The following is a 15,876-nucleotide window of genomic DNA, read 5'->3' on the forward strand; positions in this document are numbered from 1 at the left end:
CTCAGCGAATCGGAGATCGCCTCGGGCTGGGAATTGCTTTTCGACGGGAATAGCCTTGATCAATGGAAAGACTTCAACGGGGACTCTCTGACGCAGCCGTGGCACGTTGTCGACGGATGCATCCAGGCTAACGGCGACGGGAGCGACCTTTCGGGCTATATCGTCACCAAGAAACAATACGAAAACTTCATCGTAGACTGGGACTGGAAGCTCTCCTACGGAGGCAACAGCGGCATGCTTTACCACGTCGTCGAGAATCCTTATTTCAAGGTTCCCTACGTCACGGGTCCCGAGTACCAACTGATCGACAACGATGGCTGGGAGTCTCAGAACGCTCCGACGAAGCTCGAAGAGTGGCAGAAGCTGGGCGTGGACTACGCGATGCACCTTCCGACTGCTGATTCCCTGTTTGTCAATCCGCAGGGCGAGTGGAATAATTCGCGCATCGTGTGCGACAACGGGCACGTGGAGCATTGGCTCAACGGGCACAAGATCCTTGAGTTCGAAGCCTACACCGATGACTGGTTCTCACGCAAGAACAGCGGCAAATGGGAGACTGCACCCGAATACGGTCTGGCGCGGCGGGGCGTTCTGTGCCTGCAGGACCACGGCTATCCGGCCTCTTTCCGCAACCTGAAGATCAAGGAGCTTCCCCGCAAGGCAGGCCGCGAAGTGGAACTCTTCAACGGCCGGGACCTTACGGGCTGGGAAGCCTACGGCACGGAGAAGTGGTATGTGGACAAGGAGGGCTGCCTGGTCTGCGAGAGCGGTCCCGACAAGCAGTACGGCTACCTGGCCACGCGCGAATACTACGATGATTTCGACCTCACGGTCGAGTTCAAGCAGCTCTCCAACGGGAACTCGGGCGTCTTCTTCCGTTCGTTCATCGAGCCGCCGGTGAAGGTTCACGGCTGGCAGTGCGAGGTCGCTNCCGAAGAACCACGACACGGCGGGCATCTACGAATCCTACGGCCGGGGCTGGCTGGCCCGGATCCCCGACGAGAAGGAGTCGATCCTCAAGGAAGGGGATTGGAACACGCTGCGGCTGAAGGTCCAGGGAGACCGTGTTCAGACGTGGCTCAACGGCGAAGCGATGGTGGACCTCACGGACGCGAAGATCGGCGCAGCGCAGGGACGCATCGCGCTTCAGATTCACGACGGCGGCGGCATCAAGGTCCTGTGGCGTAACCTCCGGCTGACGACGCTGTAAAACAGGGCCGGGGTTTCGTTATGCGGAATCCCGGCTTTCAACCTCTTCAAACTAGCACCTAAAACAAAGAGATAAAATGAGTAACCGCAGAGATTTTCTGAAAAAGGTAGGCGGACTGGCGCTGCTGACTGTTGTCCCGCGCAGCGTTCTGGGAGGCTCCAGATTCGTCGCCCCGAGCGACCAGCTCACCAAGGGCATCATCGGCGTGGGCGGCATCGGCAAGAGCAGCTACCACTTCACGTCCTCGGACGCGTGCCGCCTGGTTGCGGTCTGCGACGTGGACCGCAAGCACCTCGAAAGCGCCGTCGCGCTGGGCCGCAAGAAGTTCGACAAGACGCTCGAAAGCTACCACGACTACCGGGACCTGATTACCGATCCCAACGTCGACATCGTACATATCGCCACCCCGCCCCACTGGCATGGCATCATGGCCGTGGAAGCGGCCAAAGCCGGCAAGGACATCTGGTGCGAGAAGCCCATGACGCGTACCATCGGCGAGGGTAAACGCGTAGTGGAGGCCGTCCGGCAGAACGGGCGGATCTTCCGCCTGAACACGTGGTTCCGCTTCAAGGATACCTTCTACGGACTGGGCACGACGGTCGAGCCCCTGAAGAAACTCGTCGACAGCGGCCTGCTGGGCTGGCCCCTCAAGGTGACCATCTCGGGGGCTACGGGCTTCACGTGGAAATTCTTCTGGGTGGGGCAGGAAAACCTCCGGCCGCAATCCGTCCCGGAAGAACTGGACTACGACATGTGGCTGGGCCCGGCGCCCTATAAACCCTATAACAAACACCGCGTGCACCAGACCTTCCGCGGTTACTGGGACTACGACGGCGGCGGACTGACGGACATGGGCCAGCACTACATGGACCCCGTTCAGTACCTGCTGGGCAAGGACGAGACGTCTCCGGTGAAGATCGAGGTCGACGCCCCGCAGCAGCATCCCGACGCCGTGGGCATCTGGCGCAGGATCGTCTACACCTACGACGACGGCTGCCAGATCGTGCTCGAAGGCGAAGGCTACGAGAGCAAAGGCAAGGTTCCCTATATCGAAGGTCCTTTGGGCAAGGTCTACCAGGGCTTCGAGTGTACGATTCCCGACGTGATGGAGAAGATCGCCGAGATGCCCGACCCCGAGCCTCAGAACACCGACTTCCTGCAGTGCGTCCGCAGCCGCGAGCCCTTCGCCCTCGACGAAGCGAAGGGACACCGCAGTTCCACGCTGGTCAACCTGGGCGCGTGCGCCCTGCGGCTGAACCGCACGCTGCATTTCGACCCCGACAAGCAGCTCTTCGTCGGCGACGAGGCCGCCAACCGCCTCATCGACCAGCCGATGCGCACTCCGTGGAAAATCTGATAACGTCCAAACCTGAAAAAACCATGAAGAAGTTATTCATCGCCATACTCCTGCTCGCCCTCGTGCCTTTCGCCGCCGGAGCGCAGGATGCCCGCCAGCGTACCGCCGAAACGATCGTGGCGGATGCCCTGGCCCAACTTCCGGCCCAGACGCCCAAGGCGTTCGACAGCCTGATGCAGGAACTCGCGGCAACCGGAGCCGACGGAATCCGGATGATGGCCGGGATGCTCGTCCCCGCCTCCGAAGGCAAGAACGCCGTGGTCGAATACGCCCTCGGCGGCGTAGTGAGCTACGTCTCGGCCCAAGGCCGCGAGGCGCTCGCCCGGGAGGTCCGCACCGGACTGGCCGACGCCGTCGCCGCCTCGACGGACAAACCCAACCAGGCCTTCCTGCTCTCGCTGCTCCAGTTGTGTGCAACGGCCCGGGAGGCTCCCGTCTTCGTGAAGTACGCCGGGGACGACTACCTTGCGGATTACGCCGTGCGGGGCCTGATCTCCACGCCGGGAACCGAAGCGACCCTCCTGGCGCTGATCGGCGAAAGCCCCGCTCCGAACGCCCTGCTGGCTTATGCCGCGGCGGAGAAAGGCCTTGCGGCCGCGGAGCCCGCGCTGCTGAAATGGGCCGCCGACCCCACGGCCGACACCCCCGCCAGGCAGGCCGTTTACAACGCGCTGGCCAAATGCGGCACGCACGCTTCGATAGCGCCGCTCGCCGCAGCCGCCAAAGCCGACGGCTATGCGTTCACGAAGAGCGACGCCACGGGGGCTTACGTGAACCTGCTGGCACGGCTCGCCGCAGCGGGCGGGCAGAAGGCACTCTCCGCGGCCAAAGCCCTGCAAAAACCCGCCCTGCCGCAGAACGTCCGCGCCGCGGGATTGGAAATCGTCCTGGCTGCGGATGCCAAAAAACGGACACAGACGGTGCTCGCCGCGCTCAAAGACGCCGACAGGGCCTACCGCTGCGCTGCGCTCGATTACGCGAATGCCTTCGCCGACGAGGCGCTCTATGCCGCCCTCGTCAAGAAGCTCCCGTCGCTGAGCGACGCCGCGAAAACGGATGTCGTAAGCTGGCTGGGAGCGCGCCACGCCGCATCGCAGAGCGCCGCCGTGGTTGCCGCCATGTCGTCGCCGGACGATGAGCTGGCCCTGGCAGCCGTCCGCGCCGCCGGGAAGATCGGCGGACAGCAGGCGCTCGACGCATTGATAGCACAACTGGGAGGCGCACATGCCAAAGAGGCTTCCGCGGCCCTCGCGGCTTTTAACGGAAAGCCCAACGCCGCATTCGTCGCGGCCCTCGACGGCGACCCCGCCACGCAGGCCAATGCGCTGAAGCTCGTCGCCAAGCGGCGCATCACGACCGCGGCCGACAAGGTATTCGCCCTGCTCGGATCCGGCGACAAGGCCGTACGCACGGCAGCTTACGACGCGCTGGCCGGCGTCACGACCGCCGGCGATTTCGACCGCCTGTGCGACCTGCTGGACAAGGCGCAGGGAGACGACGTGAAGGCCCTGCAGGCCGGACTGAGGAACGCCCTGGCGCCGGCGGCTCCCGACATGCAGTACAAACTGGTGGCGGGACGCATGGCCGCAGCCCCGCAGAAGGCCCGCTACTACCCCCTGCTGGCGCAGGCCGCCACCGATGAGGCCATCGGCGCGCTGCTGAAAGCCGACGACCCGAAAGCCGCCTTCGCAGCCCTGCTCACGGTGAAGAACCCCGTGATGATCGACGTGCTCTACGAACTGGCCGGGAAGAACCCCGACTGGACCGATGCCGCCATCTCGCGTTACACCGATTTCGCAACGGCCTCCGACAATACGCCGATGCGCAAATACCAGCTTTACCGCAAAGGACTGGAAGCCAACCCTTCGGCCAAAACGCAGAACAAACTGCTCAAAGCGCTCTCCAGGACCCCCGTATTCCCCGCCCTGGTACTCGCCGTGAAGTATATGGACGCTCCCGCGACGGCCGAAACAGCGGCATTGGTCGTGAAGACCGTCGCCGCGAAGAACCCCGGCATGGGTGGTCAGACGGTAGCCGCAGCCCTGAAAAAGGCCCTGGAAGTGTACGTCGAACTCGCCAAGGCCGACGCCGATGCAGGATATGCCGTAGACGAGATAAAGGGACTTATGGCAAAACTCCCCGAGGCCGGATTCGAGCCCCTGTCGCTCGAACCGGAGAACCGGAAAGCCGTAGTCGGAAACCCCGAGACCCGCAAGGCCATGAAGCCAAAGGCCCTGGCAAAGGCACAACTGGAGGCTGACGCAGCAATGGCGCAAAAATGGGTCCTGACAGACGGTATCCTCACGGCCCAAGCAAACGCTCCCGCGATCCAATTCCCGAAGCAATACGAAAACTTCGAAATGATTCTCGACTGGAAAACTCCTGGAGAAGCCGGTATCGCGGTAAGGTCTATTCCGCAGATCGCCCTCGGCGGCAAAAACTCCGGAGCCCTGACGGGCAACATGCTCCACGACAACACCGCGCCCAAGGCGGCCGCGAACAAGCCCGGGGAGTGGAACACGATGCAGGTAAAAGTGGTGAACGACCGCGTAACGGTCATCCTCAACGGCGTCACGACCTGCGAGAACGTCATCCTCGAAAACACCTGCAACCGCGAAATTCCGGCATATGCCAAGGGGCAAATCCTGTTGATCGCCGGCGGTGCGCCCGTCAGCTTCCGCGAAATGTATATCAACGAACTGCCCGCCACACCGCGCTTCGAGTTGTCGGCGGAAGAGGCTGCTGAAGGATTCGAAGTGCTTTTCGACGGTCGGTCGCTCCACAAATGGACCGGCAATACCACCAACTACGTTCCGGTAGACGGTACGATCTACGTGACGGCGCAATACGGCGGCTCGGGCAACCTCTACACCAAGAAAGAGTACGACGATTTCATACTGCGTTTCGAATTCGCATTCGACCGCGAGGGCGTCAACAACGGTATCGGCATCCGAACGCCGATGGGTGTCGACGCCGCTTACCACGGCATGGAAATCCAGATTCTCGACCACGATGCGCCGATCTACAAAAACCTGCGCGTCTACCAGCAGCACGGGTCGGTCTACGGCATCATCCCGGCCAAACGCGTGAAATTCCCCGCTCTGGGAACCTGGAACGTCGAGGAGATCCGCGCCGTGGGCGATCGTATCACCGTGACGGTCAACGGCGAGGTGATTCTCAACGGCAACATCCGCGAAGCCTGCCAGGGCCACAACGTAGCGCCCGACGGCGCCAAGGAGAACCCTTACACCGTGGACCACAAGAACCACCCCGGACTTTTCAACACCTCGGGCCACATCGGCCTGCTCGGCCACGGCGCAGGCATCAAGTTCCGCAACATCCGCATCAAGGAACTGCCTGCACCAAAGCGAATAAAGTAAATTGCACACGGTCCGGCGAAAACCCGTCCGAAATTCGGACGGGTTTTCCCGGCCTGCAAGTGCAGCGAATCGCAAAAATAGTGTTATATTTGCGGAAAATAGGCCGGACAGAGTTCCGGCGTTATCGAATTCCGAATAAGAAACCTAAAAGAAAAAACTTATGTTTATCCCTTGCGCGATCGGTTACGGACAGGTCATCGTAATCGTATTGGTAGTCATCCTGCTCTTCGGAGGTAAAAAAATTCCCGAACTGATGCGCGGACTGGGCCGTGGCGTCAAAGAATTCAAGGATGCCGTCAACAAAGACTATACAGCTGATGACAGCAAACCCGGGGACAAATCCGTTTCCGACAAAAACGAATAATCACCACAACTCCGCTGCGGCAAAAAACTGAACATGAAAAAAAAGGATCCAGAGCCGTCGGAGATGACTTTTTTCGAGCACATCGACGCCCTGCGCCCTCATCTGGTGCGGGGTGTGATGGCAATCGTAGTCATCGGACTGGTGGCCTTCTTCTGTAAGAGCTTCATTATCGACACGGTGCTGTTCGGCCCCCAAAGCCCGGACTTCCCTACGAACCGGATGCTGACGTGGGTCGGCGCCCAGTGGGCGCATATCGCCGAATGGATCAACGGGGTGCTGGGCACGTCGTTCGACTCTAATCCGGAAACCTTCCGCATTGCGAACGACCGTTTCTCGATCATCAACACTTCGCTGTCGGGGCAGTTCAACCTCCACATGAAAATATCGCTGGTGACGGGTATCGCCCTCGCCATGCCCTATGCGCTGTGGGAGTTCTGGCGCTTCGTACGCCCGGCCCTCACGCCGAAGGAGATCGACGGAACCCACTGGTTCGTCTTCTGCGTATCGCTGTGTTTCTTTTCGGGGCTGCTGTTCGGCTACTACGTCATGGCGCCGTTGTCGATCAACTTTTTCGCCAACTACCAGGCCAGCGCCGCCATAACCAACATGTTCGACATCAGCGACTACCTTTCGACGGTCATCGTCGTCTCGCTGGCCTGCGCCTTCATGTTCGAGCTGCCGCTGCTGATTTATTTCCTGACCCGCATGGGACTGGTTTCGGCAACGTTCCTGCGCAAATACAGGCGCCACGCCTTCGTCGTGCTGCTCGTCGTCGCGGCGATCATCACCCCGCCCGACATTTTCAGTCTGGTGCTGGTGATCCTGCCCCTGTACGGACTCTATGAACTGAGCATCAAGCTCGCATCGCGGACCGAGCGCAACCGCAGCCACGAAGACCAGCCGGAAACCGCGGAATAGGAGGAACGATGGAGAGACCGGGCGAAGCGAAACCAATCACGATCGTAGCCATCGGAGCAGGCAACCGCACCAACAAATATTTGGAATATGCGGTCCGGAACCCCGACCGGCTGAAATTAGTGGGCGTCGCTGAACTCAACGACATCCGCCGCCATGCCGTCGCTGCGAAATTCGGGCTGGCTCCCGAATGCTGTTTCGCCGATTACGACCTCTTTTTCGAAAATCCCGTCCCGGCGGACGCCGTGCTGATCGGCACGCCCGAAAACATGCACTTCGAACCCTGCATGAAGGCCATCGAAGCGGGTTACAACGTCCTGCTCGAAAAACCGATCGCCCAGTCGCTGCCCGAATGCTGCCGGATCGCCGAAGCGGCGCAGCGCAAAGGGGTCATCGTAGGGGTCTGCCATGTCCTTCGCTACCACCCTTATTTCATCAAGATCAAGGAGATCGTCGATTCGGGCGAACTGGGCGAAATCATCTCGATCAGCCACCTCGCCGCCGTGGGACTCGACCGCACGACACACGGATTCGTCCGCGGCATGTGGCGCAGGGAGGAGATCACCAATCCGATGCTGATTTCGAAATGCTGCCACGACATCGACTTCCTGCTGTGGCTCACCGAAGCCCGCTGCCGGAAACTCTCGTCGTTCGGGTCGCTGCGCTGGTTCCGCTCGGAGAACACCCCGGCGGGGAGTACCGCACGGTGCATCGACTGCCCGCTCGAAAAGGAGTGCCCCTATTCGGCCGTGGACCTCTACTACAACCGCCGCGACTGGATTTCGAATTTCGACATTCCCGAAGGTTCGACGCTCGACGAGGTTATTCTCCGTGAATTGCGTTCGGGCGACTACGGACGGTGCGTGTTCCGCTGCGACAACGACGTGGTGGACCACCAGATCGTCTCGATGGAAATGGACAACGCCGTCACGATCTCGTTCTCGATGGACGCCTTCACGCTGGGCGACCAGCGCGAAACCCACATCCGGCTGACAGCAGGAGAGATCGACGGCGACGAACGCACGCTGCGCGTGCGCAAATTCCGCGGCGGGAAAGAACAGATCTACGACTTTTCGGGCATCCTCGGCAAGCCCTTCCACGCCGGGGCCGACCTCAACCTGGTCGAAGATTTCGTCGACACGCTCAGCCGCCGGGAGCACCATTTCCGTACGACGATCGGCAACTCGGTCGAAAGCCACCGCATCTGCTTCGAGGCGGAGCGGAGCCGCCTTACGGGGCAGACCGTCATCCTCGAAGAGCGCTGACCTGCCGACCCTAAAAAAAGCGGGCTGTAACCGAAGTTACAGCCCGCTTTTTCGTATTCGGATTATTCGATCGTCAGCACCCGGTCGATCTGGTCGGCCATGTAACGGCAGAAACTGCGCGTATCGGCCAACGGGGCCGAGGCAGCTCCCCGCCGGTACATCGCTTTCATGTCGAGCAGCAAGCCGTAGAACAGGTGTTCCCTGAAAGCCGGAATCACACGCGGCGCCCGGTAACCGTAAGCAGCCGCCCGTTCGCCGCCGAGGCCGCGCGGCGCAAGGTCGTCGGCCCCGCGTTCGGGCGATGCGGCCCAGAGCAGGTCGTCATCGTCAGCCAGTGCAAAGGCGCTGCCCGATCCGGAGGTCTCCTTACCCTTGACATTGGCAACGGAAATCGTCGACTTGAGCAGCGACTGCTGCAAATTGCGGGCATGGGCCGTGAGGGGTTCGCGCGAACGTAACTGCTCTTCGAACCAAACGATGAGGTCTTTCGCCATGCGGTCGGCCGTATAGGGATTATCGCTCTTCGAAACCGCAAGGTCCAGCCTGCCGAGCTTTTCGAGCAAAGCCCGTGCGGCACGGCGCTGGAGATATTCGCACGCCAGCACGCGGTTGTAGACATTCTTCGACACCCCCTGCCGGTCGATCCAATCGAGGCCGGCAGTCAGGCCGAGTACCTCGCGCAGGGCACGCTGCTGTACCTCGCGCGGCACGGCCGTGCAGGCCGGCTGTACGGACCCTTCGTAAACCGGATTCATATAGACGCCTCCGATGTAGCGCATCAACTGCGAGGAGAGCGTATTGACCCGCAGGACCATCTCCATGAGCAGATCTTCGCGAAACTTGTAGTCGCCGTCACGCCCCGAAAGCCACTCGTCGCCATGTTCGGCAACGTATTTCAGGTTGGCAAGCTGGAGGGCTACGCCCTTGAACAGGTCGTCGCCGAGGTCCTCCGTGCCCACACGGGGGTCGTAAGCCCCCGAAGCATACTGCGCGAAGAAATAGCGCGGATCGCCCTCCTTCGCGGCGAGCCAGCGGCGCAGCTCCGGAGCTTCGTCCTGCGGCGTCGCGGCTCCCGGAACAGGCTTGTAAAGCCACTCTACGGCCAGATAGTCGTAGGGTCCCAATGCATCGGCCACCAGTTTCACTCCGCGCTCCTTATCGCCCGGCTGCGCGAGGATGTTGTAGAAAACGTCGTCGGTGATCGACGCCGCCAGGCCGTTTTCCTGCGTGAACGAGGGCGAACGCAGCGAGTCGGTCGGATAGGCCGACGAAGCGGCGTAATTGGGCATTACTCCCAAAGCCGAAGCCGCGCGGCGGGCAATCGAAGCCGTCAGGGCGTCGGCGACCTGCCGGGCCGAAGGCTGCGTGGTGCGCGCCTCGGGATCGGCGGCCGACAGCGTAAGAAGCAGTTGGCGCTGGATCGCAGCCGTGAAATTGAAGGGTACGAAGATATCCGTTCCGAGAATCTCGCCGCTGCGCGGGTCGACCCACGAAGCGGTATAAAGCTCCGAATTGGAGGTTCCCGTACGGCGCACGCAGTTGTTGTAAAGGCTGTTGTCGTTGAAAGCCGGATCGGCCGGGAACGGCTCCACCCGGATAACGTCTTTGTAACCGATCTTTGCGAAAGCATCGTTCCACAGCAGGATGCCGCGTTCGACGGCAGCATAGGCCGAAGCGTCGAAGGCCGTGTCGACGTAGAAAACCACGGGACGCACATTCCCGGCGCTGTCGAGAATCGAACGGCGGCAGGCGTAATAATCGGTCTTGGCCTCCTGCTCCTTGTCCGAGAAGCGTTTGACCGCCTTGGCCGCAAGGCCTAACCGCTGATCGCAGAGGCGCATCCGCCGTTCGGGATCACCCAGCGGGCGGAGCGTGCGGCGGGCGACAATCGACTGGGGTTTGTCGGTCCACAGGTCGAGCAACCCGAGGAAACTGACCGTCGTGCCGAAGGAAAGTTCCCCCACCACCGACACGCACCCGTTCCCGCCCGTCACACCGGTCAGCATCGAGCGGTCCTTCTTGTATTCGGCCTTGGCCGTCATCCAGCCGCCGTAGGTATTGCCGCCGTCGGGGTCGATGGGCCGCAGGCGTTTGGTGTCGCCGACAAAAAGCGCCGTCAGGTCGACGACCGCCGCCTGCTTGTCCGGCGTGCGGGCTTTCACGGCATACGAAGCCACGATCGGGCCGATGTTGCTCCGGTCGACAGCCTCGCGCATCGCGGCGCTGCCGTCGACGATCACCACGGGAGCGAACTCCCGCATGTAGAGGAGCGTGTCGCTCGCACTACGGCTGAATTCGACCATATAAGGCGGCACAGGCTGTTGGAGGGCCAGTCCGTCGCCGGGATCGCCCGTGCGTTCGATCGTCGTCGTAATCATCAGTCCCCTGTCGAGCAGCGAATCGGGCAGTTCGAGGTAGAGTTTGTCCTCGACCAGGTGCAGGGTCAGCCCGCCGCCGCGGACGGTTCGGACTTTTTTATCCTTGAACAGTTTTTCGTAGGGAGTCGTCTTGCGGACGGTATCCGCCTCATGCTTCTTTTTCTTGCCGCGTTTCGGTTCCTTCGCCTTGGCTTCCGCGACGGCCGCACCGGCCGCCCGGACCGGCAGGGCCGGCAGGGCCGCTACGGGCAGCAGCATCCCCGCCAGCAGCGAAAGAAAAGCTATTTTAAACAGTTTCATCATAATCCGGGGGAGTTATTTTTTCAACGCTTTCTCGATGTTGCGCAACAACAGTTCGTAGTGCAGGCGGGCTTCGCCGGTCGACGACGCGCTCTTCGAGCGGAGCATCGCGCGCAGTTTCAGCAAGGCGGCATAATCCCCGGCCTCGGTATTGCGGGGATCGTAGTAGTTCAGGCGCGGGGAACTGTAACCCAGCAGCGGCGCAGTATCGATCCGGTGCGCCGCGGAGAACGCCTCGAAAGGGTCGTGGCAGCAACATCCCCCGCAGGCAGTAAGCCCCGCCGTGCGGGCCGCATGCTCCTCCAGGAAGGCGGGAACGGGGATCAATCCTTCGTCGGAGACGATTTTCTTCTCCTCGCGGGCTCCAGTTCCGGTGTATTTCAGCCCGGCCGAGAGGCTCAGGCTGCGGACGTATTCGCGCTGGAGCATCATCTCGACCGGGTCGGGCGTGCGACCTTTCAGTGTCGGGGCCCATACGAAATCGTAAACATCCTTACGGCACTCCCCGGGCGTGTAGGCATCCTTTTCGGCCAGTGCGGCACTCAGGGCCACGCGTGCCGGGGCGGCCACGGCCACGGCCACCAGCGAGGCGGCAATCGATTCGGCAGGCGAAACCATCAGCGGCATGTTGCGCATCAGTTCGGCATTATCCAGCCATTTCAGATCCTTGAGCTGGGCGAGGCAGAACAACAGCGACTCACGCTGGCGTTCGCGCGGCACGCTACGGTAGGCCTCCACCGGATCGCCCTCCATCTTCTCGGCGAAGTAGATGCCGCCGACATTAGCCAGAACGTGGTTCAGGTAGCGGATATACTGGGTGAGGAGCTCATCGTAAAGGGTTCGCCGCTGGGAGAAATCGGGGTCCTGGTCCCCGATCCAGGCATTCATGTTGCCCAGAATGTATTTCAGGTTGGCGATGCCGTAGGTCGAGGCCTTCACGGCGTCGTCTCCCAGGTCCTCCGACTGTGAGCGGGGATCGATCGAGCGGCTGAACTGCTGCTTCCCGAAACGGTAGACCGAATCGACAGCCGCCTCGGTCATCCATTTCGAGGTGACGGCATATTCGTCGGCCGCCGTCGCCGTGTCGGGCAGCGGTGTGTAGAGCCATTTCACGGCATAATAGTCGTAAAGGCCGAAGCGCGGCGGGGTGAGCCGTACGCCGCGCTCCCGGTCTCCGGGCTGGGCCACGTAGTTGAAACGGGCATAGTCCATGATCGAAGTGGTCGTGCCGTACTTCTGCGTGAACGACGGCGAGCGCAGCGAATCGACCGGAATCACCGCCGAAGCGCTCATGTTGTGCATGTAACCCAGGCAGTGCCCGACCTCGTGGGCCAGCACATAGCGCAGCCCGTCGCCGATCACCTCTTCGGGGATGGTCACGGCGCGCACCCGCTCGTCTGCCTGCGCGGTCTGAACGAAGAGCCAGTTGTTCAGCAGCTTCATCACGTCGTGGTAGACGTAAACCGAGGCGTTGAGTATCTCGCCGCTGCGCGGATCGACCCACGAGGGACCCATGGCGTTGGCAATGGCGATCGGGGCATAGCGGATGCAGGAGTATTTGATGTTGTCGGGGTCGAATTCGGGATCGTCCGCCGGATAGGGTTTCGCGGTGATGGCATTTTTGAACCCGATACGTTCGAAAGGCTCGTTCCATTGGTCGACGGCCTCGAAAATGTGCTTTTTCCACATCTCCGGGAATCCGTTGTCGACGTAGAAGACGATCGGCTTCTTCGGCTCGACCTTCTCGCCGCGCTTCCACGCAGCCATGTCCGACGGCTCCAGCCGCCAGCGGTGGGCGTAGTAGATCACCTTGGCGCGCTGCTCTCGCTCGCTGAAAAGCACCTTGCCGGTCGGGAAAACCGACATGCGGCTGTCAGTGATGCGCGGACGGTAGGCTTCGCGCGGCAGCAACACCAGCGAACGGGTCATCACCGCCGTCAGCGGCTGGTCCTTGACGAGCGTCGTGCGACCGCGGTTGAGCGAAAAAATGTAGCTCAGCGTACTGCGTATCACCACATTGTCGCTGAAAGCCTTGATTTCGCCCAGCATCGAACGTTCCTTCTGGAAGGTTTTCTTGAGTTCGAAAGCCGTATAAAGCCCGTAGGCCGAGAACGGGGACATCTCCGCCACGTCGGCCACGAACAGGTCCGTAGCATTGACCACTACGGCCGTGCTGTCCTTGTTCCAGGCTTCGATCTTGTAGTTGCGCAGGATGGGGTCGGCGGTGTTCCGTTTCACGGCCTCGGCCAGTGCGCGGGAGGCCCCCACCTCGTCGGTGATGTTCTCGCAGTTGACCGTCCGCAGTTGGACCGAGCGGTCGTTACGCGTGAAGACCACGTGCAGCGGGTAGTCCGACTTGGAACCGGTCGTCGCGGCAGCGTTGTCCGAGACCTCCGAAATGGTCGATCCCAGCAGCATCTCACGGCCGAAAAGCGAATCGGGAATTTCGAAATAGAGCTTCCCCTTGACATCGTGCAGGCGGAACATGCCGTCGGCAACGGTGTGTTTCTCTTTGAAAAGTTTGTCGTAGTCGCTTTCCTTCGGTTTCTCGGCCGAACTCTCCGTCTTCTTCGAAGCGGAGGATTTGGGCTTTTTAGCCGTTGCCGTCACAGCCGTGAAGCAGAGCAACAGCACCAATAGTTTTCGGATCATCTGCTGAAATTTAGAATTGTGTTCGAGGTTCTTTCGTCCCGGTCTTGCGGCCGGTCTATAATAAAGAGGGGATTTGCCCGGAAACGACATACACGACGACCGAAAAAAATGGGCCGCGTCTTACGACACGGCCCGCTCATCCCTGATTCTCAGCGGATCAGTACATATACTCGGTTTTGGATGGGTTGCCTCCCAACTGCGACCACGACGCGGCACAGCCCTCGGCCGAGCCCTTCACCGCGAAGACGGTGGGTTTGTCGTCCTTCATGCCGCTGACGTAGATCGTACCGTCGGAGGAGATCGCCGGGGACGAACGCAGTTCGTCGGCCAGTTTGATCTCCGCCACGCGCGAACCGTCCGTCGGACGCAACTTCACCAGCTTGCCCGTGGTCTTGTCATTGTAATAAACATAACCCTGGTCGTCGACGGCCGGAACGCCGTTGATATCTCCGTCGGCGGCATGTTCCCAAACGACGGAACCCATCGGGGAGATGGCCGTGACGTGGGCGGCGACATCGCCCGTTTTCTGCGTCGAGGCGTAGACCGTGCCGTCCTCGCCCAGCACGACACCCATGCCCGACTGTCCGCAGTCGCCCTTGAGGCCGCACACCCATTCGGGAGCCGGTTGAACCCCGACTGCGGCCTTCTTCGTGTCGTAGCAATAGACAATGGCTTTGGTCGTGGTGGGAATCTGGACCCCGCTGCTATTTTTATACAGGATGTAGACCTTCCCCGAAACGTCGGCCGCCGGCTGGCTTCCGTTCGACTCGTCTTTCCAGCCATAGTTGTAGCCGTATCCGGCATTGGTTCCGTCGGGCGACAGGTATTTCCAGGCGCCCTCACCATTGGGCAGCAGCACGCGCGAGCCGTATTTACCGCCCGTTCCGGCAACGATGATCCCGCTCTTCAGGGCGAGAAGACCGCCGTAGGAACCGCTGTTGCAGTGCAGGTTGACAACCAGTGCACCCGACCGTTTATCATAGACGTGAAGCTGGTTAGACGGCGCGTTGCGGTCGAGCGTTATCACGTATTTTTCCGTAATGACCGGCGAGAGGAAGCGGAAAGAGGTGTTCACGCCCGTATTCGTATACCACAACTGCGAGCCGCCCGAAGCGCCGCCGCTGACGGCGTAGAATGCACTGCCGCCCTGGCCCTTGTTCGGCTCGTTGAAGCCTGCGAGCGCATAGACCGTACCGTCGGCGTCGACCGAAGGCGTCGGCGACTGGACCTTGATCGAACCGTTGTTGTTCTCAGCCGAAGCACCGTCCTTGCCGATGTCGAAGGCCCAGAGGCGCTCGCCCGCCTTGGTGAAGCAGACCAGCGAATAGCCCGTCGAGGTCACATAGACGTACTCGCCGTCGGGGCTGACCGCGGGCGACGTACCATAGACATAAGCATCTTTCGTATCGTCGTAGGGATACGACCAGAGTAGGTCGAGGTTGATGGCGCCGCGGCCCACCTCGATGGTCACCGTCTTGGTATTGCGCCCCTTCTTGTTGTCGGTCACAGTGAGCGAAACCTCCGTGGAACCCTGCGCCGCAAAGGTGAACTCGGGGTTCTGCTTGTCGGAAGTCGTTGTTCCGAATTTCCACTCCCAGGCCACCACTTCGCCGTCCTCGTCGGTCGAGAGATCGGTGAACTGCACGGGTTCCCCGGCCACGACCTTCTCGGGCGACCAACTGAAGTCGGCCACGGGCCGGATGTTGTTGTCCACGACGACGATCGTCTTTTCGAACGACGATTTCTTCACCCCGCGGTCGGAGGTGACGGTCAGTTTGATGACATACTCCCCGGCCTGGTCGTAGGAGATATTCTCCGGAGTGGTTTCATAGGAGACGACGCCTTTGCCCAGTTCCCATTTGTAAATGGCGATCAGGGCATTCTCAGCCGTCGACGTGTTGGTGATCACGACCGGATCGCCCACGTCGTAGGACTCTTTGTCGGTGGTAAAACCGGCATGGACCGCTACCTCCGCATCCGGTTGGCAGGAGGTCGCCCCCAAAAGGGCGAAAGCGGCCAGCATATAGATAAATCGTTTCATTTCAATCGGTTTTG

At 61.1% G+C, this 15,876-nt stretch carries 8 protein-coding genes and 1 pseudogene; 6 read left to right on the plus strand and 3 right to left on the minus strand.

All coding sequences use genetic code 11. The features are described from left to right. From KG007_RS12970 to KG007_RS12995, 6 genes and pseudogenes are all read left to right on the plus strand, one after another. Positions 1–1,210, plus strand: a pseudogene (locus tag KG007_RS12970) (3-keto-disaccharide hydrolase); the annotation flags it as partial. Between the two features lie 76 nt (positions 1,211–1,286). Next, a complete protein-coding gene (locus KG007_RS12975; RefSeq protein ID WP_195462052.1) occupies positions 1,287–2,567 on the plus strand; it encodes a Gfo/Idh/MocA family oxidoreductase in 1,281 nt (426 codons plus the stop codon). Between the two features lie 23 nt (positions 2,568–2,590). Further along, positions 2,591–5,947 (plus strand): DUF1080 domain-containing protein, encoded by a 3,357-nt coding sequence (locus KG007_RS12980; protein WP_213349451.1) that lies wholly within the window; start codon positions 2,591–2,593, stop codon positions 5,945–5,947. Between the two features lie 160 nt (positions 5,948–6,107). After that, the gene (locus KG007_RS12985; RefSeq protein WP_195461573.1) at positions 6,108–6,311 is read left to right on the plus strand and encodes a Sec-independent protein translocase subunit TatA/TatB; all 204 of its coding nucleotides are present in this window, start codon (positions 6,108–6,110) and stop codon (positions 6,309–6,311) included. A gap of 33 nt (positions 6,312–6,344) precedes the next feature. Continuing rightward, positions 6,345–7,229: a twin-arginine translocase subunit TatC gene (gene tatC / locus KG007_RS12990; RefSeq protein WP_249413362.1), complete on the plus strand. Its 885-nt coding sequence runs from the start codon at positions 6,345–6,347 to the stop codon at positions 7,227–7,229. An 8-nt stretch (positions 7,230–7,237) separates the two neighbouring features. After that, positions 7,238–8,491: a Gfo/Idh/MocA family protein gene (locus KG007_RS12995; RefSeq protein WP_213349453.1), complete on the plus strand. Its 1,254-nt coding sequence runs from the start codon at positions 7,238–7,240 to the stop codon at positions 8,489–8,491. 62 nt (positions 8,492–8,553) lie between these two features. Here the strand turns inward: KG007_RS12995 and KG007_RS13000 are convergent, their stop codons facing one another. The 3 genes from KG007_RS13000 to KG007_RS13010 all read right to left on the minus strand — a co-directional run bounded on the left by KG007_RS13000 (position 8,554) and on the right by KG007_RS13010 (position 15,862). Continuing rightward, entirely contained in the window at positions 8,554–11,172 is a 2,619-nt protein-coding gene (locus KG007_RS13000) for a zinc-dependent metalloprotease (protein WP_213349456.1), read from the minus strand. 12 nt (positions 11,173–11,184) lie between these two features. Further along, on the minus strand, positions 11,185–13,821 hold the full coding sequence (locus KG007_RS13005) for a zinc-dependent metalloprotease (RefSeq protein WP_213349459.1): 2,637 nt from the start codon (positions 13,819–13,821) through the stop codon (positions 11,185–11,187). Positions 13,822–13,978: 157 nt separating this feature from the next. After that, positions 13,979–15,862 carry a PKD domain-containing protein gene (locus KG007_RS13010; protein ID WP_213349461.1) on the minus strand — a complete coding sequence of 628 codons (1,884 nt, stop codon included), beginning with the start codon at positions 15,860–15,862 and terminating at the stop codon, positions 13,979–13,981. Positions 15,863–15,876: the final 14 nt, after the last annotated feature.

The organism is Alistipes montrealensis, from assembly GCF_018362775.1.
In the GTDB taxonomy this organism is placed as follows: domain Bacteria; phylum Bacteroidota; class Bacteroidia; order Bacteroidales; family Rikenellaceae; genus Alistipes; species Alistipes montrealensis.

Coding starts and splice junctions, on each gene's coding strand:
- KG007_RS12975 (WP_195462052.1), top strand. CDS start 1,287: ATGAGTAACCGCAGAGATTTTCTGAAAAAGGTAGGCGGACTGGCGCTG.
- KG007_RS13005 (WP_213349459.1), bottom strand. CDS start 13,821: ATGATCCGAAAACTATTGGTGCTGTTGCTCTGCTTCACGGCTGTGACG.
- KG007_RS12985 (WP_195461573.1), top strand. CDS start 6,108: ATGTTTATCCCTTGCGCGATCGGTTACGGACAGGTCATCGTAATCGTA.
- KG007_RS12995 (WP_213349453.1), top strand. CDS start 7,238: ATGGAGAGACCGGGCGAAGCGAAACCAATCACGATCGTAGCCATCGGA.
- KG007_RS13010 (WP_213349461.1), bottom strand. CDS start 15,862: ATGAAACGATTTATCTATATGCTGGCCGCTTTCGCCCTTTTGGGGGCG.
- KG007_RS12980 (WP_213349451.1), top strand. CDS start 2,591: ATGAAGAAGTTATTCATCGCCATACTCCTGCTCGCCCTCGTGCCTTTC.
- KG007_RS13000 (WP_213349456.1), bottom strand. CDS start 11,172: ATGATGAAACTGTTTAAAATAGCTTTTCTTTCGCTGCTGGCGGGGATG.
- tatC (WP_249413362.1), top strand. CDS start 6,345: ATGAAAAAAAAGGATCCAGAGCCGTCGGAGATGACTTTTTTCGAGCAC.